We start from the raw sequence: 24,167 nt of genomic DNA on the forward strand, positions 1-24,167 counted from the left end.
GGAACACCCCGGCTCCCGATCCCTGCACGGCGTCCACCCTGCACACCCTGCCTCCATCTGCGGCGGAGGGCCGGGGCCTCCACAAACCGTCATCCTCGGGCCCACGCCCCGGTGCCGCCCGGCCACCGTGGGGGCATGACCAGCGCACACATCCTGAACCCCGGGGCACCGCCCACGGATCCTCGCCGTCGGGCCCGGCGAGCCGCTCCCGAGGCTGCTGCGGACCGGGCCCTGCCTGCCGCGGCAGAGGCCTGCACCGTCGGGTACTCCGGGTCCTACCCCCAGGGGCACCAGTCCCTGGCCGCCCACCATCCCGGTAGTGCAGGTCTCCCAAGAGGTGCCCACGTCCCCGGTGCGCACGCCTGGGACGGTCCCATCGCCCCGAGGCTCTACACCGGTCAGGCCGTGTCCGCCGGGGCACCCGGCCGGCCGGGTGGCCGTGGTGTCCGCCTCTTCACCGACTCCCCGGACCTCGCGGAAGCGGTGGACGCCGTGTGCATCGGAGCCGGCGCGCAGCTCACGGTGACGCGCGAGAGCGGGGTGGCAGCGGCGTCGTCGGACCTGGTGCTCGTGGATGCCGACTGGCGCGGGGACGGTGTGCCGCCGGGGTGCGTGGTGGTGGCGCTCGCCGGCAACGGGGACGCGTGGGACGTGGCCACTCGCTTCCAGGCGACCGCCGTGGTGGTGCTCCCGCACGCGGCGGCCTGGCTCGCGGAACTGGTGTCCCGGTCCACCCAGCAGACGGCGGAGAGCGCGCTCGGGCGGGTGTACGGCGTCGTGGGCGCCACCGGGGGAGTGGGGGCCTCCACGGCGGCCTGCTGGCTCGCGGGGCACTTCACCGCGCGGGGGACGGACACAGCGCTCGTGGACGGCGACCCCCTGGGCACCGGCCTGGACCTGGTGCTCGGGGAGGAGTCAGAGGACGGGCTGCGCTGGCCCGAGCTGCACCAGTTCTCCGGCGCGGTGGCCGCGGACCAGCTGTGGGCCGCGATGCCCCGGGTGGACGCGCTGCGCTACCTCTCGTGGGACCGCCACGCCACGCACGCGGACACCGTTCCCTCGGCCACCGTGATCTCCGCCCTGCGCGGGGCCGCCGCGGTGCAGGTGGTGGACCTCTCCCGCGCGGACCTCGCCCGGCAGGCGCCCTGGTGCGACGCCGTGGTGGTCCTCGCACCCCGCACGGTGCGCGGGGTGCTGGCCGCCGAGCACGCCGTGCTCACGTGCGGTGCGGTGCCCGCGGTCACGGTGCTCGCGGGCCTCAACGTGGCCGACGTCGAACCCCGCGTTCTCGCGGAGGCCACCGGTGTGCCGTGCGTGGCCACCCTCGCGTTCGACCCCCGCGTGCCGCAGCACCTGGACGACGGCTCCGTCCTGCGCCGGGGCCGGATCTCCCGGCACGCCAAGGCCGTGGCCCGCATTGCGGACGCCCTGGAGGGGACCTCGTGAACCCCGCGTCCCCCGGTGTGCAGGGCCACGATCCGGCCGCCGTGCTCGACGACGCGTTCGTGGCGCAGGTGCGCGAACGGCTGCTCGCGGAGGGCGGCGCCGTCACCGACACCCGGATCGCCCGTGCCGTGCGGGAGACCGGGCGGGTGCTCGGCGCCGTGGGCTCGGTCCGGGCCGCCCAGCACGTGAAGGCGCAGCTGACCGGGCTCGGGCCCCTGGAGCCGCTGCTGCCCGTGGAGGGCCTGAGCGACGTGTACGTCAACGGGCACGAGAACGTCTTGGTGGAGACCACCGAGGGCATCCAGCGGGTGGCCTCGCCGTTCACCGCGGAGTCCCAGGTGCGGGCCCTCGCGGTCCGCCTGGTCACCGCGGCGGGAAGGCGGCTGGACGACGGCCACCCGTGCGTGGACGTGCAGACCGCCACGGGCCTGCGGGTGCACGCGGTCATCCCGCCGGTGTCCACGGGTGGGACGCTGCTTTCGATCCGCTTCCGGGCACCGCAACGGCTGTCGCTCGCGGACCTGGTGGCCTCGGGGAGCGTCCACCCGTTCGTCGCGGACGTCCTCACGGACGCGGTGGCCGCCCGCGTGAACCTCATGATCAGCGGGGCCACCGGCTCCGGCAAGACCACCGTGCTCTCCGCGCTGCTCTCCCAGTGCCCGCCGGAGCAGCGGCTCGTGCTCGTGGAGGACGCCGCCGAGCTGGACCCCGAGCACCCGCACGTGGTGGGGCTGCAGTCCCGCCAGGAGAACGTGGAGGGAGCGGGGTCCGTGGACCTCGCGGACCTCGTGCACCAGGCCCTGCGGATGCGCCCCGACTGGCTCGTGGTGGGGGAGTGCCGCGGTGCGGAGGTGCGCGAGCTGCTCACCGCGCTGAACACCGGGCACTCCGGTGCCGGGACGGTGCACGCGAACTCGGCCCGTGCCGTGCCCGCCCGTCTCGCCGCGCTGGGGTCGCTGGCCGGGCTCGGGCGGGAGGCCGTGGACCTGCAGGCCGCGAGCGCCCTGGACGTGGTGGCCCACGTGAGCCGCACCCCCGCCGGGCGGCGCCTGGACTCGGTGTGCACCCTGCACCTCGACGACGGCGTGCTCACCACCCGCCCCGCCCTCACCGTGACCTCCGGGCAGCCGGGGAAGGGCCCCGGGTGGCCGCGACTGGCCGCCCTGCTGTCCCGGGGGCGTGATGTCCCGTGCTGATCCCTGTCCTCTCCGGCGCCCTCGTGCTGCTTGCCCTGCTGGTGTGGAGCGGCATGCCCGGGACCGCCGCCCGCGCTCGCGCGCTCCTGCTGGCTCGCCCCGGCACCGCCAACGACCCCTCCGCCCCCGGGCTGCTGGCGCGCTGGCGCCGGGACCGGGCCGCGGAGGCCATGCAGTGGGTCACCGCGGTGCGGCGGCTCGCGGCACTGCTCCACGCGGGCCGTGCCCCGGCGGCCGTGTTCGGGGAGCTCGCCCCGGCGGCCGCGGGCTCCGATCCCACACGACGTTGGATCGCCCGCGTGTGCCGGGAGGTGGCTGCCGCCGCGCAGGTGGGAGTCCCGGTCTCCACGGCCCTCGCCCAGTTCGCACGTCGCCCCGCGCCCGTGGGGGACCGGATGCTCTCCGCCACCGCCCGTTCGGTGTGCGCGCAGCTCGCGGCGTGCTGGGAGATCTCGGAGCGTTCCGGGGCCTCCCTGGCCCAGACGCTCTCGGGGGTGGCCCAGTCCCTCGAGTCCCAGCTGGACGCCCAGGCCGCCCGGGAGAGCGCGCTCGCCGGGCCGCGCGTCACCGTCCGCACGCTCTCGTGGCTCCCCGTTCTGGCACTGGGCCTCGGCGTGCTCATGGGCACCGATCCCGTGACCACGCTGCTCACCACCGTGTGGGGGCGCGTGGCACTCGCCGCGGGCGCCGCGCTGAGCATCGCCGGGCGACTCTGGACGCGCACCCTCATGCACCGTGCCGAGGCGGTGACCGGGTCATGATCGCCTCCCTCCTGGCCGGGCTGCTCGCTGGCGGTGCTCTGCTTCTCTGGCTCACTCCCGGTTCTCGCATTCCCACCACCGCACGACGACGCCGCTCCGCCGGCCTCTCCATCCGGCCCACCACCGCGCGGGGTGCGCTCGCCGGTGGCGGCGGGGGTGGGCGGGCCGGTGCGGGCGCCGGGAACAGGGGCGGGGGCTCTGGGAACGGACGCGGGTCCAGCACTGCGACTCGCAGCGCGGGAGGTGTCCTGCCCCGCAGCCGCTCTGGCCGGGCCGCGGAGGTGCGGTCCCGTGCCGGTGGTGACCGTGCGGCGGCGTCCGAGCAGTTCCCGGCCCTGCCCGCGGCCGCGCTCGTGGAGCTGACCGCGTGCCAGCTGGATGCCGGTCTGCCGCTCGCGGAAGCCCTGGGAGTGCTGGCCGAGAGCTGCGCCGGCACGGCCCACCCCGAGCTCGCACGGGTGGCCGGGGCGCTGCGGCTGGGACTGCCGTGGGACACCGCGTGGCCCGGTGACCGGGAGCTCAGCCGCGAGATGCGGGACGTCCGGGACGCACTGGAGTTCACGGCCACGTCCGCGACCGCGTCCGCCTCCGTGCTGCGCGGCCAGGCGGAACTGGTGCGACGTGCCCAGTACCGGCGCGCGGAACGGGCGGCCGAGGCGCTCGCCGTGCAGCTCGTCCTGCCCCTGGGCCTGTGCTTCCTGCCCGCCTTCATGTGCTGGGGCGTGGTGCCCGTGCTCATGAGCCTGCTGCCCCGGGTGTTCGGGTCATGAGCGGCCGTCCGAACTCGGTGCTGATGCGGCCGAGGGGGCCGCCCGGACCGGTCGTGGCCGTCCCCGGAGACACCGGCAGACCGCCCGCACCGCCCATCCACCGCACGACCCGTCGAACACTTGCACGACCCACCGAAGAGGAGAACCACCATGTCCACGACCACCCTTGCCGCAGCACCCACCGGATTCCGCCCCGAGCACGAGGAGACGCGCCCGCACGCAACGCAGTGCCCGCCGCCGTGGAGCGGGGGCGCCGGGGCCACCGAGATCCCGGGGGAGCGGATGGCCCGGTCCGCCCCGGAGTGGGACGCCGACCGGGATCCCGCGCCGGGCACCGATCCGCACCGCGCAGGGCGGGCCCCCGCCCCGCTGAACTGGGACGATCCCGACCTCGGGGCGTCCACCGCCGAGTACGCGGTCATCGTGCTGGCCGCCGCGGCGTTCGGCGGGGTGATGGCCGCGGTGCTCTCCTCGGACTCCGTGTCCGGGATGCTGCTCGGGATCATCCAGAAGGCACTGTCCTTCTGACGTGCCGGGCCCGGCAGGCGGGGTGCGGGGCCGCCGGCGCCGCACCCCGCCCGAGGTGGCGCCGCTGCGGGAATGCCACCACTACAAGCCGGTCCACCAAAGATCGGGAGAGGAGAGGCTCCACATGAGACAACACAGACCGGCACGTTCGTCCCGGTCCGATCCTGACCGGGGCGCGGTGACGGTGGAGACCGCCGTGATCATGCCCGCCCTCGTCCTGCTGCTCGCGGTCCTCCTGGCAACCGCGGCTGCGGGGATGACCACGCTGCGGTTCGAGGAAGCGGCCCGGGCGTCGGCGCGTGCTGCGGCACGCGGCGAGAGCAGCGCCGTCGTGGAGAGCACCGCGCGGGAGATCGCCGGGGACACCGCCTCCGTGGCGGTCGGAGCCGCAGCGGACCGTGTGACCGTGACGATCAGCGGACCGGCCCCCGGCATCCTGGGCCGGTGGAGCACCTGGCGGCTCGACGCCCACGCGAGTGCCGCGGTGGAGAGCCCCGCGGGCGCGCCGTCGGACGGCGGCTCGGGCGGCTCCGGCAGACGCGGTACCGGGGGCGAGGGTGGCGCGGCCGACGGTCCGGACCCGGTCGGTGGAGAGAAGGGAGCCGGTGGTGGAGCACCGTGACGAGGGCTCCGGCACGGTGCACGGGCTCACCCTGGCCGCTGTGCTGTGCACGCTGCTGCTCGCCCTGCTGCTGGTCGCGCAGGCGGGCATCGCCACCCATCGGGCCGCCAAGGCCGCGGACCTGGCGGCGCTCGCGGCGGCGGACGTCGCCCGGGGCCTGCGGCCCGGCATCCCGTGCGAGGAGGCCGCCCGGGTGGCCGGCGAGAACGGGGCGGAGGTGGCCGCGTGCGCGGTGCTGGAACCCGAGAGGACCTCCGTGGACGTCACCGCGGCCATCGAGCTGCCCCCGCCGCTGACCGCCCTCGGTCCAGCTCGCGGGGTGTCCCGCGCCGGACCGCCACCGGGGGAGCCGTGATGATTGCGTCCCCTGAGGCGCCCCGGGCGGGGACGGCCGGAGCCGGATGGCACCGGCAGAAACCGGATGGCACAGGCCGGTGTCGTGTGAGGAAGAACGCCGCCGTCTGGCGCCCGCGGCCGCCCGAACGGAACCCGCTCACGGGGCGAAGCGCAGCACCCCGTTGAGCAACTTCAGGGCTCCGGCCTTGTCCAGGGGGTTGTTGCGATTGCCGCACTTGGGGGACTGCACGCACGAGGGGCACCCGGACTCGCACTCGCACTGGGCGATGGCATCCCGGGTGGCCGTGATCCAGCGCCGGAACATCTCGTAGCCCCGCTCGGCGAAACCGGCCCCGCCGGGGTGGCCGTCGTGCACGAAGATGGTGGGCAGCTCGGTGTCCACGTGCAGGGCGGTGGACAGCCCGCCCACGTCCCAGCGGTCGCACGAGGCGAGCAGGGGGAGCAGCCCGATCATGGCGTGCTCCGCGGCGTGCAGGGCCCCCGGAATGTCCGGCTCCTCGATGCCCATGGCGGCCAGCTGCGGACCGGAGACCGTGAACCACGTGGCCACGGTGGACAGCTGCCGGGGCGGGAGCTCCAGCGGCTCCTCCCCGGCCACCTCGTTGGATGCCACGAGCTTGCGCTGGTAGCTGACCACCTGGGTGGTCACGTCCACGGAACCGCGGTGGATGCTCACCGGACCCCACTGCGTCGACTCCGCCACGGAGACCACCCGCACCTCGGTGACGTCCCGGGCTACGGTGTAGAAGTCCGGGAACGCCCGGCGCACCGCGGCCACGTGCAGCTCCTCGTCCAGCTCGTCCACCAGGTAGGTCCTGCCCTGGTGCACGTACACCGCTCCCGGGTGCGCCTGGTAGTGGGACTGCGGCGCACCCATCGTGCCCAGCACGGTGCCGGTGTCCGAGTCGATGATCTGCACCGGCCCGCCGTCCCCGGAGCGGATGGACACCATGCCCGCGGGCTGCTCGGACCGGGTCCAGAACCACCCCGTGGGGCGGCGCCGCAGGTGGCCGGCCGCGGTGAGGGAGTCCAGCACCTCCCGGGCGGTGGGCCCGAAGACCGCCAGCTCATCGGGGCGCAGGGGCAGCTCGGCCGCGGCCGCGCACAAGTGCGGTGCCAGCACGTAGGGGTTGGAGGCCTCGAACACCGTGGCCTCCACGGGGACGTCGAAGATCGCCTCCGGGTGGTTCACCAGGTACCCGTCCAGGGGGTCGTCCCCGGCGATCAGCGCGGCCAGTGCATGCTGGCCCGCCCGTCCGGCCCGCCCGATCTGCTGCAGGAAGGAGGCGCGGGTCCCGGGCCACCCGGCGACCAGGACGGCGTCGAGCCCGGCGATGTCGATGCCCAGCTCCAGCGCGGACGTGCTCGCGACCCCCAGCAGGCGGCCGTCCCGCAGCTGCTGCTCCAGCTCGCGCCGCTCCTCCGGCAGGAAACCCGAGCGGTAGGCCGCCACCTGGTGGCCCAGCGAGGGATCAACCTCTTCCAGTTGCCGGTGGGCGGCCTGGGCAATCGTCTCCGCACCGCGGCGGGAGCGGATGAACGCGATCGTGCGGATCTGGCGCAGCACCAGGTCCGTGAGCATGTCCGAGGCCTCCGCGGTGACCGTGCGGCGTCGTGGAGCGCCGTTGTCCGAACCGCCGGGGGACTGCTCCGGCTCCCACAGCACCACCGTGCGCGAGCCGTGGGGAGAGGTGTCCTGCGTGATGGCCGTGACGTCCTCGGGGGCGGCGCCGACCAGTTTGGCGAACGAGTCCTGCGGCGCCGCGCTCGTGGCGGAGGCCCCGATGCACCGCGGGGACGCCCCGTAGTGCGCGGCGATCCGCGTGAGCCGGCGCAGCACCACCGCCACGTGGGACCCGAACACCCCGCGGTAGGAGTGGGCCTCGTCCACGATCACGTAGCGCAGCCGCCGGAAGAACCGGGACCAGCCGGCGTGGTGCGGCAGGATCCCGTGGTGCAGCATGTCCGGGTTGCAGAGGACCACGTCCGCGTGCTCCCGGATCCAGCGGCGCTCGCCGGGGTCCGTGTCCCCGTCGTACGTGGCGGCCCGGACGTCGTCGAAACCCAGGGCGCGCAGCGAGCTCAGCTGGTCGGCCGCGAGCGCCTTGGTGGGGGAGAGGTACAGCGCGGTGGCCTCGTCCGGGTGGTGCAGCAGTCCGGGGCGTTCGGCCACGGCGAGCCTGCCCCGGTGGACGGCGTCCAGCACGAGGGACTGGTAGACGAGCGACTTGCCGGACGCGGTGCCCGTGGCCACGATCGCGTGCTTCGGCGCGTTCAGGGCGGCCACCTGGTGCGCGTAGGGCTCGTGGATGCCGAGGCGCTCGAAGGCCGCGGCCACGTCCGGGTGCACCCACTGCGGCCACGGGGCGTGCTCGGGACGGCGCTCCGGGATCTCGCGCACGTGGCGCACCTGCTCGGGACGCGGTCCGCGCCCGAGCAGGTCCACCATGTCCTGGGACGTCCTCATGCCGTCATTCTCGCCCACCCGCCGGTGGACCACGAACGGACCCCGGGTTCCTGGGACGGAGTGCGCTCCGCGCCCCTGCCGCACCGCGCCCGGGGCGCCAGGCGGTCGCCGCACCGACCCCCGACCGGCCTCCGGGGCCGCACCGCACCTCAACGACGCCGCGCCGGTCTCCCGTCCGGCCCACGTCCCGAGCAGGCCGCCGGCGGCACGCCCCGCCGTCCTCACCCGCGGCGGGCACCTGCGTGGAATCATGGAGACATGAGCAACGACGCCGAGCACGCACACCCCATGAACATCGCCCACGAGCACGAGGACCTGCGCGAGGACGCCCCCGGCACCTCACCGGTGACCGAGCTGAGCGAGCAGGAGAGCTGGGAGCTTCTCAAGCAGGCCCGTTTCGCCCGCCTGGCCACCCGGGACGGGGACGAGATCGACATCACGCCCCTGAACATCGTCTCGGACGGGGAGAAGCTCTACTTCCGCTCCGCCAAGGGCACCAAGGTGCTGCACCTGCAGCTGAACCCGAACGTGGCCGTGGAGATCGACCGCACGTCCGGTTCCCAGGCGCACTCCGTGGTGGTCCGCGGCACCGCGGCCATGATCACGGACGCGGACGAGATCAGGCGTGTGGAGGAGCTCGGGCTGCGGCCGTGGCTGAACACCGAGAAGATCGAGTTCGTGGAGATCACCCCCACCCGCATCACCGGCCGCGCGTTCCGGCTGGGTCACTGAGCGGTGACCGCCCCGTCGCGCTCCACAGGGTCCGGTGACGCGCCGCTCGGTGCGGCAGCCTCCCCCTCCGGCCCGTCCGGCACCCCCGTTTCCGGGGCCGTCCCGTTCACCGTCGTGACTGACGCCCCGCGCTCGGACGACGCCGCCCTGGTCGCCCGCCTGCACGCGGACCTCACGGCCGCGCAGTTCACCGTGGACCGCGTCACGGATCTGCTGGGTGCGCAGGCCATGGCCGCGTGGTCCCGGGACCAGGCCGTGCCCGCGCGCCGGGCGCTGCGGCGCCACGGGGCCGGGGACCCTGCACTGAGCGCGCTCGTCGCGTTCTTCCTCCTGGGCGACCCGGTCCGCCGCTCCACGCTCGACGTTGCCCTGCCCGCCGTGGGCGCCCACGGCCTGGACCGGCTGGGGCTGGTGGAGACCGGTTCCGGGCAGCCCACGGACGGTGACCCCGAGCTGCGCGCCGCGATGGACCTGCGCCCCTACGCCACGGACTCGTCCGCGGAGCTGTACGTGGCGAGCGACCTGGGGGCCTTCCAGCGCCCGGGCGTGCTGCGCCGCGACCACGTGCTGGGGATCGGCGGGGCCTCCACCACCCTGGTGCAGTCCACCCCGCGGCGCAGCGTGGACCGGGCGCTGGACCTCGGCACGGGGTGCGGCATCCAGACCTTCCACCTGCTCGCGCACGCGGCCCACGTGACCGCCACGGACATCTCCGAGCGTGCACTGGCCACCACCCGCTTCAACCTGGTGCTCAACGCCGCGGCCCTCGGGCTGGACCCGCAGCACCCGGAGCAGCGGGTGCGTCTGGTGCTGGGCAGCCTGCTGGAACCGGTGGCGGGGGAGCGCTTCGACATGGTGGTCTCCAACCCGCCGTTCGTCATCACCCCGCGCTCCGCGAGCGAGCGGGCCGAGGAGCGCTTCACCTACCGGGACGGCGGTCTGCCCGGGGACCGGATCGTGCGGGAGCTGCTGGCCACCCTGCCCTCCGTGCTGAACCCCGGAGGGACCGCGCACCTGCTCGCGAACTGGGAGATCCCGCGCGATGACCAGGAGGCTCCCGAGGCCACGTGGTCCCGCGGCCCGGACTCCTGGATCCCCCGTGACACCGGCGCGTGGATCGTCCAGCGCGAGCTGCAGGACCCGTGCGAGTACGCCGAGACCTGGTTGCAGGACGCCTCGCAGCAGCGCGATCCGGAGGCTTTCGACCGTGCCTACGCCGCCTACCTGGACGACTTCGCGTCCCGGGACGTGGCCGCGGTGGGCTTCGGCATGGTGTGGCTCCAGCGCCCCGTCAGCGCCGCGGCGAAGGACGCCGCGGCGTCGTCGTCCGTGCCGCGGATCTTCGAGACGGTGCCCCACCCCATCCAGCAGCCGATCGCCCCGGCGCTCGCCGCCGAGTGGGAGCGGACCGTGCGCCTGGCGCGCGAGGCCGCAGCCACGAACGATCACGACGGCGCTGCAGCGCCACGTGCGACGGCGGGAGCACCGGACGGGTACCCGGCCGGAACGGACCGGGCTTGGCTGGACCGGCGATACACCGTGGCCCAGGACGTGACCGAGGAGCGCCACGGCGCACCGGGTGCGGAGGACCCCTCGCTGATCCTGCTGCGGCAGGGCGCGGGACTGCGGCGCACGGTGATCCTCTCCAGCGAGGCCGCGGGCTTCGCGGGGGTGTGCGACGGCGAGCTCACCGCCCGCCAGATCCTCACGGCCCTGGGCGCCCTGCTGGACTGGACGGAGGGACCGTCGGCGCAGCTGCTGGACGAGATCGAGGGGCTCGTCGTGCACGGGTTCCTGCTGGAGGTGCAAGACTGAGCCCGGGAGCAGGACCGCGCCCCTGATCCGCAGCGCGGGCCGTGCCGGGTGAGGACACTGCACCGGCCCCGCGCTCACGGGGAGCGGGACGCCGTGTGCCGTACGCTGACCACTCGGACGCGGGACGCCCGCACCCGCCAGCACCACACCGGGCGCCGTGCTCTACGCTGAACGGCGACCACCAGAGACAGACCCGCCCCGCAACCACGGGTCACGACGAGGAGCACCTTTGGCACCGAAGGCCACCAAGAACGCCGGCACGGGCAAGAGCCTGCTGATCGTAGAGTCACCGTCCAAGGTGAAGACGATCGCGGGCTACCTGGGGGACGCCTACGAGGTGGAGTCCTCCATGGGCCACATCCGCGACCTGCCGCAGCCCTCCGAGCTGCCCACGGACATGAAGAAGGGCCCGTACGGCAAGTTCGCGGTGGACGTGGAGCACGAGTTCGACCCGTACTACGTGGTGAACCCGGACAAGAAGAAGAAGGTCACGGAGCTCAAGCGCAAGCTCAAGGACGCGGACGCGCTCTACCTGGCCACTGATGGGGACCGCGAGGGCGAGGCCATCGCGTGGCACCTGCTGCAGGTGCTCAAGCCCAAGGTCCCGGTGTACCGACTCACGTTCCCCGAGATCACCAAGGAGGCGATCGAGCGCGGCTTCGGCCAGCTGCGGGACATCGACCAGGACCTCGTGGACGCCCAGGAGACCCGCCGGATCCTGGACCGCCTGTACGGCTACGAGATCTCCCCGGTGCTGTGGCGCAAGGTCTCCTCGGGTCTCTCCGCGGGCCGAGTGCAGTCCGTGGCCACCCGCCTGGTGGTGCAGCGCGAACGCGAGCGCATGGCGTTCGTCTCCGCGGACTACTGGGACCTCACGGGCACGTTCTCCCGCCCGGAGGGCCAGGACGCCGGGCGTCCCTTCACCGCCCGCCTGAGCTCCGTGGACGGCCGCCGCGTGGCCACGGGCAAGGACTTCGACGACCGCGGCCAGCTCAAGTCCTCCTCCGGCAACGCCCCGGTCACGCTGGACGAGGCCGTGGCCGCGGCGCTCGCCGCCGGCCTGCAGGACGCCACCTTCTCGGTCCGCTCCCTGGAGACCAAGCCGTACACGCGCCGCCCCGCGGCCCCGTTCACCACGTCCACGCTGCAGCAGGAGGCCGCGCGCAAGCTGCGCTTCACCTCCCGGACCACCATGCGCGTGGCCCAGCGGCTGTACGAGAACGGCTACATCACCTACATGCGCACGGACTCCGTGGCGCTGTCGGACCAGGCCGTCAACGCCGCCCGGGCGCAGGCCAAGGAGCTCTACGGCGCGGAGTTCGTGCCCGCATCCAAGCGCGTGTACGCCTCCAAGTCCAAGAACGCCCAGGAGGCCCACGAGGCCGTGCGCCCCGCCGGGGACACCTTCCGCACGCCGTCCCAGGTGCGCTCGCAGCTGTCGGTGGACGAGTTCAAGCTCTACGAGCTGATCTGGAAGCGCACCGTGGCCTCCCAGATGCAGGACGCCAAGGGAGACACCGCCACGGTCCGACTGGGGGCCACGGCCACATCCGCGGCCGGCGAGCACGCCGGGGCCGATGCCGAGTTCTCGGCCTCCGGAACCGTCATCACCTTCCGGGGGTTCCTGGCCGCGTACGAGGAGGGCCGGGACGTGAACCCCGAGCTCTCCCAGGACAGCGGGAAGAAGGGGGCCAAGGACGAGAACAAGCGGCTGCCCGTGATGTCCGAGGGCGACGCCCTGGACGCCTCCGAGGTCACCGCGGACGGGCACACCACCACGCCCCCGGCCCGCTACACCGAGGCCTCGCTGGTGAAGACCCTGGACGAGCTGGGCATCGGACGCCCCTCCACGTACGCCGCCACGATCTCCACGATCATGGACCGCGGCTACGTGCAGGTGCGCGGCTCGGCCCTGATCCCCTCGTGGCTCGCGTTCTCCGTGGTGCGTCTGCTGGAGGACCACTTCTCCGACTACGTGGACTACGACTTCACGGCGGAGCTCGAGGACGACCTGGACCGGATCGCCCGTGGCGAGGCCGAGCGCGTCAAGTGGCTCACGGGCTTCTACTTCGGGGAGAACCCCAGCGACCCGGGCCTCAAGCCGCTCGTGGACGACCTCGGGGAGATCGACGCCCGCGCGGTGAACTCCATTCCCGTCACGGACGAGATCACGCTGCGCGTGGGCAAGTTCGGCCCCTACCTGGAGTCGGGCGGAACCGTGGACCCGGAGACCGGGGAGATCACGGACCCGGTGCGCGCGAACGTCCCCCTGGACCTCGCCCCGGACGAGCTCACCCCGGAGAAGGCGCGGGAGCTGATGGAGATCGGCAAGGCGGACGGCCGGGAGCTGGGCGTGAACCCGGCGACCGGGCGGATGGTCGTGGCCAAGGACGGCCGCTACGGCCCCTACGTCACCGAGATCGTCCCGGAGCCCACCCAGGAGGAGCTGGACGCCATCCCCACGGAGTACTACAAGAACGGCAAGCCCAAGCCGAAGAAGATCGAGAAGCCCAAGCCGAACACGGCGTCCCTGTTCTCCTCCATGAACCTGCAGGACATCACGCTGGAGGACGCCCTGAAGCTGCTGTCCCTGCCCCGTGAGCTGGGCGAGGACACGGACGGGGAGACCATCACCGTGCAGAACGGGCGCTACGGGCCGTACCTGAAGAAGGGCTCGGACTCCCGCTCCATCTCCTCCGAGGACCAGATCTTCACCATCACCCTGGACGAGGCGAAGACCATCTACGCCCAGCCCAAGCAGCGGGGCCGTGCGGCGGCGAAGCCCCCGCTCGCGGACCTCGGCGCGGATCCTCTCACGGAGAAGCGGATGGTCATCAAGGAGGGCCGCTTCGGCGCGTACATCACGGACGGTGAGACCAACGTGACCGTGCCGCGCGCGGAGGCGATCGAGCAGATCACCGCCGCCCGTGCGTCCCAGCTGCTCGCGGAGAAGCGCGCCAAGGGTCCGGCCCCGGCCAAGTCCCCGGCGCGCGGCAAGGCCCGCACGGCCCCCAAGAGCACCACCGCCACGAAGTCGAGCACGGCCAAGAAGACGCCCGCCAAGAAGACGGGGGCCGCGAAGGCCACGGGGACGACGACGAAGCGCGCCACCGCGGCCAAGGGCAAGACCGCCACGGGCTCAGCGGGCACCACCACCCGGAAGGCCCCCGCGAAGAAGACGAGCTGAGCCGGGGGCGCCGCGAGCGGCGTCGTCGGCCGGTGAACCCGTGGGGTGGGACACGCGCCCGCCCCGCCCGCGAGCGAAGGAAGACACATGCGGCTCTCCGTCCTGGACGTCGGCTCCAACACGGTGCACCTGCTCCTGCTGGACGTCTACCCCGGTTCCCGCCCGGAGCCGTACGCGTCCCACAAGGTGGCGCTGCGGCTCGTGGACCACCAGGACTCCTCCGGGCGGATCACGGACGAGGGCCGGGACCGGCTGACGGCGTTCGTGGTGGAGGCCCGGGACTTCGCCGTGGAGCACCGTGCGGAGGACCTGCTGGCGTTCGCCACCTCGGCCATCCGCGAGGCGGCCAACGGCGCCGAGGTGCTGGAGCACGTGCAGTCCGTCTCCGGGGTCACGCTCACGGAGCTGTCCGGGGACCAGGAGGCCGCCATCACGTTCTCGGCGGTGCGCCGCTGGTTCGGCTGGAGCGCGGGGCGGATCCTGGACTTCGACATCGGCGGCGGCTCGTTCGAGATGGCCATCGGCACGAACGCCCTGCCCGGCGTGGCCACGTCCGTGCCCCTGGGCGCGGGGCGGCTGTACCGCGGCTACCTGGCCGGGGCCGACGTCGCGTCCCCCGCCCAGTTCAAGGCGCTGCGCAAGCACGTGCGGGCCACGCTGCGCCCGGCCGTGGACCGGATCGCCGGGGGTGGTCACCCGAACCTCGTGGTGGGCACGTCCAAGACCTTCCGCTCGCTCGCCCGGATCTGCGGCGCGGCGCCGTCCGCGCAGGGCCCGTACGTCCAGCGGCTCATGCACCTGGAGGACCTGCGGCTGTGGACGCGGCGCATGGAGGCCATGTCCGTGGCCGAGCGCGCGGACCTGCCCGGGGTCTCCGAGCACCGTGCGGCGCAGGTGGTGGCCGGGGCGATCGTCGCGGAGACCGCCATGGACATGCTGGCCGTGGACACCCTGCAGATCTCGCCGTGGGCGCTGCGCGAGGGCCTGATCCTGCGCCGCATGGACCGGCTGGCCCGGGACGCCACGAGCGAGACCGTCAACCCGAAGGACCTGGTGAACCGTCGATGACTGACACGCCCGCCGCCTACCGCCCGCATGTGGCGCTGTCCACGAGCTCGCTGTACCCGCAGGGCGTGCCCGAGACCTTCGAGGCCGCGCAGCGCCTGGGCTACGACAGTGTGGAGGTGCTCGTCACGCACGAGCGGATGAGCCAGCTGACCCACCAGCTGCTGGACAGCATCCAGAAGTACCAGCTCCCCATCTCCACCATCCACGCGCCCACGCTGCTGTTCACCCAGCAGGTGTGGGGCAAGTCCTGGACCAAGATCCAGATGGCCGCCAAGCTCACGCACCAGGTGGGTGCGGAGGTGGTGGTGGCGCACCCGCCGTTCCGGTGGCAGCGCAAGTACGCCAGGAACTTCGTGGCCGGGGTGCGGGAGGTCTCCCGGATGACGGACACCAAGATCTCCGTGGAGAACATGTACCCGTGGCGCGTGGCCGGGCGGGAGGCGGTCGTCTACTCGCCGCACTACAGCCCGCTGGGTCAGGACTACGACTGGGTCACGTGGGACTTCTCCCACGCCGCCACCGCCAAGATGGACTCCCTCGCGGCCGTCAAGGAGCTCGGGTCCCGGCTGGGTCACGTGCACCTCACGGACGGCTCCGGGGAGACGCTCGCGGACGAGCACCTGCTCCCGGGTCACGGCGTGCAGCCCGTCGCGGCCACCCTCCAGTACCTGCGCGACCAGCGCTGGCAGGGTGTGGTGGGCGTGGAGGTCTCCACGCGCAAGGCCGAGTCCCCCGAGCAGCGCGACGAGTGGCTCGCGGAGTCCCTGGCCTTCGCGCGGCGGCACATGACGCTCTGAGCACCACGGCCGCGGACGACGTCGCCCGCTCCCGGCGGGCGCGCGGGCGGTGGAACCCGCTCGCGGGGATCCCCCCGCGCGCTGTACCGTCGTGAGCAGCATTCCCCGCTTTCCCCACCTCCCCGTGAGCCGCACCGGCACGTCGGTTCCGCGCCCGCGGGAACGAAAGGACTGATCCGATGAGCGAGGCGACCCTCACCTTCCTGGGAGCCGGTTCCATGAACGGCTCCATCCTGCGCGGTGTCCTGGAGGGCGGCAGGGAGGCGGGCTCGGTGCGCGCGACCACCCGTTCGGCGTCGTCCGCGGAGCAGCTGCGCCGGGAGACGGGTGTGAGCGTGTACTGCGCCGAGGAGCAGGACGGTGCGAACACCGAGGCCGTGCAGGGTGCGGACATCGTGCTGCTGGGCGTGAAGCCGTACGCGATCCTGGACCTGGCCCGGGAGATCGCCCCCGCGCTGGACCCGGCCACGGTGGTCGTCTCCGTGGCCGCCGGCGTGACCCTGGATGCCCTGCAGAAGGCGTTGCCGCAGGGCCAGCCCGTGGTGCGGTGCATGCCCAACACACCGTCCAGCGTGGGGCGCGGCGTGCTGTCCGTGACCCCGGGGGAGCACACTACGGGGGAGCAGCTGGAGGCCGTGAAGGCCGTTCTCTCCGCTGTGGGCACCGTGGTGGAGGTCCCGGAGCACCTGATCCGCGCGGTGACCGGCGTCTCCGGCTCCGGGCCGGCGTACGTGTTCTACCTCGCCGAGGCCATGCAGCACGCGGGTGAGCAGCTGGGCCTGGACCCGGAGACCGCGCGCGTGCTCGCCAAGGAGACCGTCTCCGGGGCGGGCGTGCTGCTCAGCCCGGAGGACGCCGATCCCGCGGCGCTGCGCAAGGCCGTCACCAGCCCGGGCGGCACCACGGAGCAGGCCATCACCACGTTCGACGAGAAGGGCCTGCGGGAGATCGTCGCCGCCGGCGCCGAGGCCTCCGCGGCCAAGGGGGACGAGATGGAGAAGGAGTACGGCGGCGAGTGACGCCGTCCGCCCACGCCCACCACACGAGACCACGCAAGGCGGTAGCACCATGACCACGTTCGGCATCGAGGAGGAGTTCCTCCTGATCGACCGCGGGGACAGGCTGCCCGCCCGTCCCACCCCGGAGCAGTCGGCGCAGCTGGTCTCCCTGGAGGCCGGCGGCGGGGCGGCCACACCGGAGTGGCTCGCGTGCCAGGTGGAGGAGACCTCCCCGGTCTTCCACGACGCCGCCGGGGCCGTGGACTCGCTCGTCACCTTCCGCACCGCGCTGCACGACGCCACGGACGCCATGGGCATGGACGCGGCGGGTCTCGCGGCCGCCCCGGACATCCGCCCCGAGCCCGCGGACATCACGGTGAACGAGCGCTACCAGCGGCTCGCGGGCTACACCCCGGCCGTGGCCGCGGACCAGTACATCAGCGGGATGCACGTGCACCTGGGCTACCCGGACATGGAGGACGCCGTGCGCGCGCTGAACGGGTTGCGCGGCTGGCTGCCCGCGCTCGTGGCCCTCGGCGCCAACTCCCCCCTGTGGCGGGGCGCGGAGTCCGGGTACGAGAGCTGGCGCTCCATCCACTACCGCCGCTGGATCGCCAACGACATCCCGCCGCACTTCCAGGACCTCGCGGACCACGACGAGCGCGTCGCGGTGCTCAGTTCGTTCGACGTGATGGAGAGCGCCTCCACCCTCAGCTGGCTGGCCCGGCTGTCCCACAAGCACGGCACGCTGGAGATCCGGGCGTGCGACGTGCAGCTGGAGGCGCAGGACTCGGTGGCCATCGCGCTGCTCGTCCGGGCGCTCGCGTCCTATGCGGTGGAGACCGCCCCTACCGTGGAGTTCACGCAGGAGTACCTGGACATCGCCCTCTGGCAGGCCGCGCGCTGGGGCCTCAGCGGGCGCGTCCTGGACCCCGTGGCCGGTCAGCTGGTGCCCGGCGAGCGGCTCGTGGACACGATCCTCGACCGGGTGCGCGGGCACTTCCCCTCGGAAGCCGACCGCCAGTTCGCGGAGGCCGGGGTGCGCCGGATCGTGGAGCACGGCAACGGCGCCCTGCGGCAACGCCGCGCGTTCGCCCGCGCGGGCATCCCCGGGGTCGTGGGCATGGCCACGCAGGCCATGACGGCGGACCCCCGCAGCTGAGTGCCGCTCCGCCCTCCGCCCCCCCCCCAGGAGCGGACGACGCCGCCCGGCGTGCGGGTGCGCCGGGGCAGGGCGGAACCGAGCGCCGTCGTCCTGGCGGGCGGGAGGGGTGGAGAACCGTCAGGGACGCGCCGCGAAGCGCTCGATGAGGTCCACGTGGCCGGAGACGATCAGCAGGTCCCGGGAGCTCACGGTGGTGTCCGGGCGGGCGTAGGTGAAGTCCTCGCCGGGGGACTTCACGCCCACCACGGTCACGCCGTACTTGGAGCGGATGTCGGACTCCCCGAGCGTGAAGCCCTGGGTCTCGCGCGGCGGGTACATCTTGACGATCGCGAAGTCGTCGTCGAACTCGATGTAGTCCAGCAGACGCCCGGAGACCAGGTGCGCGGTGCGGCGCCCGGCGTCCGCCTCGGGGAAGATCACGTGGTGCGCGCCGATGCGCGAGAGGATCTTGCCGTGCGCGGGGGAGATGGCCTTGGCCCAGATCCGGTCGATGCCCAGGTCCACCAGGTTGGCGGCGATCAGCACCGAGGACTCGATGGACGTGCCCACCCCCACCACGGCGGAGGAGAACTCGGCGGCGCCGATCTGGCGCAGGGCGTCCATGTCCGTGGCCTCGGCCTCCACCACGTGGGTGAGCTGCCCGGACATCTTCTGCACGAGACCCGCGTCCCGTTCCACGCCCAGCACCTCGCGGCCCTGCTGGATGAGCTGCAGTGCCGTGGCGGCGCCGAAGCGGCCGAGACCCACCACCAGGACGGGGGCGGAGTGGGAGGAGTTCTTAGCCAATGATCGGCCTCTCTTCCGGGTAGGAGTACAGGCGCCGCCGGGAGCGCAGCGCCAGGGCGGTGGCCACCGTGTTGGTGCCGATGCGGCCCACGAGCATGATCACGGACAGCGCGTACTTGCCGATGTCCGGGGACGCCGCGGAGACGCCCGTGCTCAGTCCGCACGTGGCGTAGGCGGAGATGACCTCGAACAGCACGTGGTCCAGGGGCAGGTGGGTGACGGCCACCATCACCGCGGAGCCCAGCAGCACCACGGAGGCACCCATCATGATCACGGAGATGGCAATGCGCAGCACCGAGTCCGGGATGGTGCGGAAGAACGCGATCACGGACTGGTCGCCGCGCGCCTCGGCGAGGATGGCCAGGAAGACGACGGCGAGCGTCGTCACCTTGATGCCGCCGGCCGTGGACGCGGAGCCGCCGCCCGCGAACATCATGGCGTCCGTGAGCAGCAGGGTGACCTGGGAGGTGTCCGGCATGTCCACCAGGTTGAACCCGCCCGAGCGCATCATCACGGACGCGAAGAAGCCCTGGAAGATCCGCTCGGCCACGGACTTGCCGCCCAGGGTGGCCGGGTTGCTCCACTCCACGGCCAGGAACAGCACCCACGCGAGCACCAGGAGGATGCCGGTGGTGACCACGGTGAGCTTGGCGTTGAGGTTCCAGCGGTTGAAGCGGAACCCCACCTGCCGCAGCACCAGCACCACGGGGAAGCCCAGGGAGCCCACGATCACGCCGAGGCACACGGGCAGCAGGATGAGCCACGCCGTGGCCCCCGCGTGGTCGTACGGCACCAGGCCGTCCGTGTGCGGGGTGAAGCCCGCGTTGTTGAAGCTGGAGATGGCGTAGAAGACCCCGTGCCACAGGGCGGTGCCGAGCGGTTCCCCTTCCGCCAGGAAACCCACCGAGAGCACCACGGCGAGGGCCGCCTCGATGGAGATGGACGTGATCACGATGATCTGCAGCAGCGAGCCCACCTCGCCCAGGCGCCCGATGTTCAGGGCCTCCTGCGTGATGAGCTTGGACTTCAGCCCGAGCTTGCGCCCGATCGCCAGCGCGAGGATGGAGGTCAGGGTCAGTGTGCCCAGACCGCCCACCTGGATGGCCACGAGGATGACCACCTGCCCGAACAGGGACCACTGGTCCGCGGTGGAGACCGTGGTCAGTCCGGTCACGGTCACGGCCGAGGTGGCGGTGAACACCGCGTCCACGAAGTGCGTGACCCGGCCGTGCTGCGCGGAGACCGGCAGCCACAGCAGCAGGGCGAAGCCGAGGTCCACGATCACGAAGACGATCACCGCGAGCCGGGCGGGGGAGGAGTCCGCGATCCGGTCCACGAAGTCGCGGATGCCGCGAGCGGTGCGTGTGGTCAGGGGCTCGCCGGAGGAGGACTCCGGGGCGGTCTCCTCCACGGCGGCAGGCTGCTCGAGCTCGCTCACGGCACCTCCTCACGGGTGTCGACGGTGTGCGCGGGTGCGGCGGGACGCGCACGGCACGGGGCGTGCGCACACGACGGCCACCAGTATCCCCCGTCCCGGTGCGCTGCGGCGACAGCCCGTGCCACGAGTGGTCTAATGGGGGTGTGACCTCAGCAACAGAGGGCAAGGACGCCCTGCACCCCACCAGTGTCTACTGGGACCCCCAGTTGCTCAGCTACAACTTCGGGGACTACCACCCCATGAGCCCCACGCGCCTGGACGCCACCATGCGCCTGGTGCAGAGCCTGGGCCTGGACACTGCGGAGAACGTGCGGGTCACGGTGCCGGAGGTCCCGGACGACAGCGTCCTGGAGCTGGTGCACACGCCCGAGTACGTGCGCTCGGTGCACGCGGTGTCCGAGGACCCCACCCGGGAGATCCCGGAGTGCGGGCTGGGCACGGAGGACACCCCCGGGTACGCGGGCATCCACGAGTCCAGCGCGCGGCTGGTGGGCGGCAGCTACCAGGGTGCTGCCGACCTGCTCAGCGGCAAGGTGGTCCACGCCGTGAACTTCGGCGGAGGCATGCACCACGCCGCGGCGGGGAAGGCCTCCGGGTTCTGCGTCTACAACGACTGCGCCGTGGCCATCCAGCACCTGCTGGACAACGGGGTGCAGCGCGTCCTGTACGTGGACGTGGACGGCCACCACGGGGACGGCACGCAGGCCATCTTCTACGACGAGCCCCGCGTCATGACCATTTCCCTCCACGAGACCGGCCTGTCCCTGTTCCCGGGCACGGGATTCGCCAACGAGATCGGGGAGGGCGAGGCCGCGGGCACGGTGGTCAACGTGGCCGTGCCCACGCGCGCGGACGACGCCCAGTGGCTGCGCGCGTTCGACGCCGTGGTCCCGCCGATCGCGCGGGAGTTCCGCCCCGAGGTGATCGTCTCCCAGCACGGCTGCGACTCGCACTTCCAGGACGAGCTCACGCACCTGCGGGTGAGCGTGGACGGCCAGCGCCAGATCGCGATCGCCATGTCCGAGCTGGCGGGGGAGCTGTGCGAGGGCCGCTGGCTGGCCACCGGTGGCGGCGGCTACGACTGCCACGATGCCGTGCCCCGCTCGTGGGCCCACCTGGTGGGCGTGGCCTCGGGGCATCCCGTGGCCGTGACCACGCCGGTGCCGCAGGACTGGCGCACCTACATGAGCGAGAAGTACGGCGGACGTCCCCCGGAGGTCATGGGTGACGACGTCGACCTGTGGTGGCGCTCGTGGGAGATCGGCTACGACCCCAACGACGAGACCGACCGCAGCATCATGGCCACACGCAAGGAGGTCTTCCCCCACTGGGGGCTGGACCCCTGGTACGACTGAGCCACCCCTGCGGCCGGCGCGTCCCCGAGCCGTGGTCGTGGCCCGGGCGGGCGCAGCGGCTGGCGGCGGATTGGGGCGGGTGAGGGCACTCCGACTAGGGTGTTTCCCATGTCCCACGATGCATATTCCGCCCTGTCAGACCCCACCCGACGCCGCATCCTCGCGGTCCTGCAGGACGGCGCACGGCCGGTGGGGGACCTGGTGACGGAGCTCGGGGTCTCCCAGCCCACGGTGTCCAAGCACCTGAAGGTGCTGCGCGACGCCGGCATGGTCACCACCCGCGCGCAGGGACAGAAGCGCTTCTACAGCATCGTGGGAGACCCGCTCGTCCCGGTGGTGGACTGGCTCACCGAGCTGGTCGCCGCGGCGCCGTCCGCCCCTGACGACGCCGCCACCCCGGCCCCGCAGCCCGCCGCACCGCAGCACGCCACCCCGTCCGCCGCCTCGCGGCCCGGCGCCTCCGAGTCGGCTCCCGCCGACGCCGCTGCCACAGTCCCCGCCGGTACGGAGCCTGCGGCTGCCGCCGAGCCCGTTGCGGAGCGCCCCGCGGCCACGGCGCCCCCCGTCGAGCACGAGGCCGACGTGTTGGAACCGGCCGAGCGTGAGGACTCGGTGACGCCCGAGGAGGAGGCCCCCGGATCTCCGGAGCCGCTGACCAGCGAGAAGCCCGTCCCGTGGTTCGCCGCCGAGGTCACCGACGTGACGGAGCGGGCTGCGCCCGAGGCCGAGGCCGCGGTCACGCAGACCGCCGACCCGGAGGCCACCACCGCGGAGACCGAGACGACCGGGCCGTCCCACGGGCAGACGGCCGCCGTCACCGGATCGTGGACGACGGGTGAGGGCTCGGAGCCCATGGCAGACGAGTCGCCGGCCTCCACGGAGTCGGAGGAGCAGGACGGTGCCGTCGTGCAGCAGGGTCAGGGTGCCGTTGTCGCCGCGGAGGACTCCGGGGAGGCATCTCCGGAGGCCCCCGAGGACGGGACCGTGACGGAGGCCGAGGGGGAGCCCGAGGGCGCAGCCGCTAGTGTGGAGGACGATGCCCGCGCCGACGCCACGGTGCAGCCGGGGCTCTCGTCCGAGAGCGGGCCCGGCGGCGTCGCACCCCGGGACGCGTTCGAGCAGGTGGCCGTGTCCGAGAACGGGGAGCCGATGCGTCCCCGTGGTGGGGCGCACCGCCGTCAGAGCGGTCTGCTGTCCACTCTGACGGGTTTCCGGCGCCGGGGCCGCGGTTCGCGCCGCGACTGAGACGCCATCCACTGAACAGTCCAAGACGGCAGGAGAGCCATGCACGAGAAACTGATCCCCATCCGACAGATCGTCACGGCGCGCAACCCGGGGGAGTCCGAGTTCCACCAGGCCGTGGACGAGGTCTTCGAGTCGCTGGGCCCCGTGGTGGCCCGCTACCCGGAGCTGCTGGACTCCGCGATCGTGGAGCGGATCTGCGAGCCGGAGCGCCAGATCATCTTCCGCGTGCCGTGGACCGACGACCAGGGCACCGTGCACATCAACCGCGGTTTCCGTGTGGAGTTCAACTCCGCCCTGGGCCCCTACAAGGGTGGGCTGCGCTTCCACCCGTCCGTGTACCTGGGGATCGTGAAGTTCCTGGGCTTCGAGCAGATCTTCAAGAATGCCCTGACCGGCATGCCGATCGGCGGCGGCAAGGGCGGCTCGGACTTCGACCCCTCCGGGCGCAGCGACGCCGAGATCATGCGCTTCTGCCAGTCCTTCATGACCGAGTTGTACCGCCACATCGGCGAGTACACGGACGTCCCCGCCGGTGACATCGGTGTGGGCGGGCGCGAGATCGGCTACCTGTTCGGCCAGTACAAGCGGATCACCAACCGCTACGAGTCCGGTGTGCTCACCGGCAAGGGTCTGTCCTGGGGCGGCTCCCTGGTGCGCACCGAGGCCACGGGCTACGGCGCGGTGATGTTCGCGGAGGAGATGCTCAAGACCAAGGGCCTGGACTTCGAGGGCCGGGACGTGGTCGTCTCCGGTTCCGGCAACGTGGCGATCTACGCGATCGAGCGTGCGCAGTCCCTGGGCGCCCGGGCGCTGACCGCCTCGGACTCGAGCGGCTACGTGGTGGACACCGAGGGCATCGACCTGGAGCTGCTGAAGCAGATCAAGGAGGTGGAGCGCGGGCGCATGAGCGACTACGCCGAGCGCCGCGGCGCGAGCGCCACCTACGTGAGCGACGGCTCTGTGTGGGACGTCCCCGCCTCCGTGGCCCTGCCGTGCGCCACCCAGAACGAGCTCAACGGCCGCCAGGCCAAGACGCTGCTGGAGAACGGCGTGGTGGCGGTGGCCGAGGGCGCGAACATGCCCTGCACCACGGACGCCGTGCACATGTTCCAGGAGTCGGACGTGCTCTTCGCGCCGGGCAAGGCCGCGAACGCCGGCGGCGTGGCCACCTCCGCACTGGAGATGCAGCAGAACGCCTCCCGGGACTCGTGGGGCTTCGACTACACCCAGGACCGGCTGCAGGAGATCATGCGCGGGATCCACGAGAGCTGCGCGGCCACCGCGGACGAGTTCGGCATGCCGGGCAACTACGTGGCCGGTGCGAACATCTCCGGGTTCATCAAGGTGGCCCGGGCCATGGTGGCGCAGGGCATCATCTGAGGGATACCGGATCGTGACACAACCCGGGGGGTGCACCGGCCGCGGCATGCGGCG

The 24,167-nt window shown here is 72.9% G+C and carries 20 protein-coding genes; 17 read left to right on the forward strand and 3 right to left on the reverse strand.

Annotated elements, in window-relative coordinates:
• Nucleotides 1–135: 135 nt before the first annotated feature.
• The 7 genes from ssd to EAE32_RS03595 all read left to right on the forward strand — a co-directional run bounded on the left by ssd (nucleotide 136) and on the right by EAE32_RS03595 (nucleotide 5,678).
• Nucleotides 136–1,446 (forward strand): septum site-determining protein Ssd, encoded by a 1,311-nt coding sequence (ssd, locus tag EAE32_RS03565; protein ID WP_121864201.1) that lies wholly within the window; start codon nucleotides 136–138, stop codon nucleotides 1,444–1,446.
• Nucleotides 1,443–2,642 (forward strand): TadA family conjugal transfer-associated ATPase, encoded by a 1,200-nt coding sequence (locus tag EAE32_RS03570; RefSeq protein ID WP_121864202.1) that lies wholly within the window; start codon nucleotides 1,443–1,445, stop codon nucleotides 2,640–2,642. Before ssd ends, EAE32_RS03570 begins: the two co-directional genes overlap by 4 nt.
• Complete coding sequence (locus EAE32_RS03575) at nucleotides 2,636–3,403, forward strand: type II secretion system F family protein (protein WP_243635558.1); 768 nt, start codon at nucleotides 2,636–2,638, stop codon at nucleotides 3,401–3,403. The genes EAE32_RS03570 and EAE32_RS03575 overlap by 7 nt, the downstream gene beginning before the upstream one ends.
• A 281-nt stretch (nucleotides 3,404–3,684) precedes the next feature.
• A complete protein-coding gene (locus EAE32_RS03580; protein ID WP_243635559.1) occupies nucleotides 3,685–4,173 on the forward strand; it encodes a type II secretion system F family protein in 489 nt (162 codons plus the stop codon).
• 150 nt (nucleotides 4,174–4,323) lie between these two features.
• Nucleotides 4,324–4,701 carry a DUF4244 domain-containing protein gene (locus EAE32_RS03585; RefSeq protein WP_121864203.1) on the forward strand — a complete coding sequence of 126 codons (378 nt, stop codon included), beginning with the start codon at nucleotides 4,324–4,326 and terminating at the stop codon, nucleotides 4,699–4,701.
• A gap of 178 nt (nucleotides 4,702–4,879) precedes the next feature.
• Complete coding sequence (locus EAE32_RS03590; protein ID WP_243635653.1) at nucleotides 4,880–5,323, forward strand: TadE family type IV pilus minor pilin; 444 nt, start codon at nucleotides 4,880–4,882, stop codon at nucleotides 5,321–5,323.
• Complete coding sequence (locus tag EAE32_RS03595; protein ID WP_243635560.1) at nucleotides 5,307–5,678, forward strand: Rv3654c family TadE-like protein; 372 nt, start codon at nucleotides 5,307–5,309, stop codon at nucleotides 5,676–5,678. The genes EAE32_RS03590 and EAE32_RS03595 overlap by 17 nt, the downstream gene beginning before the upstream one ends.
• A 138-nt stretch (nucleotides 5,679–5,816) precedes the next feature.
• On the opposite strand, the gene EAE32_RS03600 is transcribed toward EAE32_RS03595, so the two are convergent.
• The gene (locus EAE32_RS03600) at nucleotides 5,817–8,147 is read right to left on the reverse strand and encodes a DEAD/DEAH box helicase (RefSeq protein ID WP_121864777.1); all 2,331 of its coding nucleotides are present in this window, start codon (nucleotides 8,145–8,147) and stop codon (nucleotides 5,817–5,819) included.
• Between the two features lie 258 nt (nucleotides 8,148–8,405).
• On the opposite strand from EAE32_RS03600, the gene EAE32_RS03605 reads away from it, so the two are divergent.
• The 7 genes from EAE32_RS03605 to EAE32_RS03635 all read left to right on the forward strand — a co-directional run bounded on the left by EAE32_RS03605 (nucleotide 8,406) and on the right by EAE32_RS03635 (nucleotide 17,906).
• Nucleotides 8,406–8,879, forward strand: a complete 474-nt coding sequence (locus EAE32_RS03605) for a pyridoxamine 5'-phosphate oxidase family protein (protein WP_121864205.1) — start codon at nucleotides 8,406–8,408, stop codon at nucleotides 8,877–8,879.
• A 114-nt stretch (nucleotides 8,880–8,993) separates the two neighbouring features.
• Nucleotides 8,994–10,694, forward strand: coding sequence for a DUF7059 domain-containing protein (locus tag EAE32_RS03610; protein ID WP_243635561.1), 1,701 nt, complete (start codon nucleotides 8,994–8,996; stop codon nucleotides 10,692–10,694).
• A 229-nt stretch (nucleotides 10,695–10,923) separates the two neighbouring features.
• A complete protein-coding gene (topA, locus tag EAE32_RS03615) occupies nucleotides 10,924–13,881 on the forward strand; it encodes a type I DNA topoisomerase (protein WP_121864207.1) in 2,958 nt (985 codons plus the stop codon).
• A gap of 87 nt (nucleotides 13,882–13,968) precedes the next feature.
• Nucleotides 13,969–14,949, forward strand: coding sequence for a Ppx/GppA family phosphatase (locus EAE32_RS03620; protein ID WP_121864208.1), 981 nt, complete (start codon nucleotides 13,969–13,971; stop codon nucleotides 14,947–14,949).
• Nucleotides 14,946–15,746, forward strand: coding sequence for a sugar phosphate isomerase/epimerase family protein (locus EAE32_RS03625; RefSeq protein ID WP_121864209.1), 801 nt, complete (start codon nucleotides 14,946–14,948; stop codon nucleotides 15,744–15,746). Before EAE32_RS03620 ends, EAE32_RS03625 begins: the two co-directional genes overlap by 4 nt.
• Before the next feature lie 179 nt (nucleotides 15,747–15,925).
• Nucleotides 15,926–16,765, forward strand: a complete 840-nt coding sequence (gene proC / locus EAE32_RS03630) for a pyrroline-5-carboxylate reductase (RefSeq protein ID WP_121845463.1) — start codon at nucleotides 15,926–15,928, stop codon at nucleotides 16,763–16,765.
• Between the two features lie 49 nt (nucleotides 16,766–16,814).
• Nucleotides 16,815–17,906, forward strand: coding sequence for a carboxylate-amine ligase (locus tag EAE32_RS03635; protein WP_121864210.1), 1,092 nt, complete (start codon nucleotides 16,815–16,817; stop codon nucleotides 17,904–17,906).
• 120 nt (nucleotides 17,907–18,026) lie between these two features.
• Here EAE32_RS03635 and EAE32_RS03640 read toward each other — a convergent pair whose 3' ends face one another.
• The gene (locus tag EAE32_RS03640) at nucleotides 18,027–18,695 is read right to left on the reverse strand and encodes a potassium channel family protein (protein WP_121846753.1); all 669 of its coding nucleotides are present in this window, start codon (nucleotides 18,693–18,695) and stop codon (nucleotides 18,027–18,029) included.
• Nucleotides 18,688–20,133: a TrkH family potassium uptake protein gene (locus EAE32_RS03645; RefSeq protein WP_121846754.1), complete on the reverse strand. Its 1,446-nt coding sequence runs from the start codon at nucleotides 20,131–20,133 to the stop codon at nucleotides 18,688–18,690. Before EAE32_RS03645 ends, EAE32_RS03640 begins: the two co-directional genes overlap by 8 nt.
• Nucleotides 20,134–20,276: 143 nt before the next feature.
• Between EAE32_RS03645 and EAE32_RS03650 the strand changes: the two genes are divergently transcribed.
• The 3 genes from EAE32_RS03650 to gdhA all read left to right on the forward strand — a co-directional run bounded on the left by EAE32_RS03650 (nucleotide 20,277) and on the right by gdhA (nucleotide 24,113).
• A complete protein-coding gene (locus EAE32_RS03650) occupies nucleotides 20,277–21,488 on the forward strand; it encodes an acetoin utilization protein AcuC (RefSeq protein WP_121846755.1) in 1,212 nt (403 codons plus the stop codon).
• Nucleotides 21,489–21,596: 108 nt separating this feature from the next.
• Nucleotides 21,597–22,733 carry an ArsR/SmtB family transcription factor gene (locus tag EAE32_RS03655; protein WP_121864211.1) on the forward strand — a complete coding sequence of 379 codons (1,137 nt, stop codon included), beginning with the start codon at nucleotides 21,597–21,599 and terminating at the stop codon, nucleotides 22,731–22,733.
• A 39-nt stretch (nucleotides 22,734–22,772) separates the two neighbouring features.
• Nucleotides 22,773–24,113, forward strand: coding sequence for an NADP-specific glutamate dehydrogenase (gdhA, locus tag EAE32_RS03660; RefSeq protein WP_121864212.1), 1,341 nt, complete (start codon nucleotides 22,773–22,775; stop codon nucleotides 24,111–24,113).
• Nucleotides 24,114–24,167: the final 54 nt, after the last annotated feature.

It is taken from the genome of Kocuria tytonicola (assembly GCF_003687175.1).
Taxonomy (GTDB): Bacteria; Actinomycetota; Actinomycetes; order Actinomycetales; family Micrococcaceae; genus Kocuria; species Kocuria tytonicola.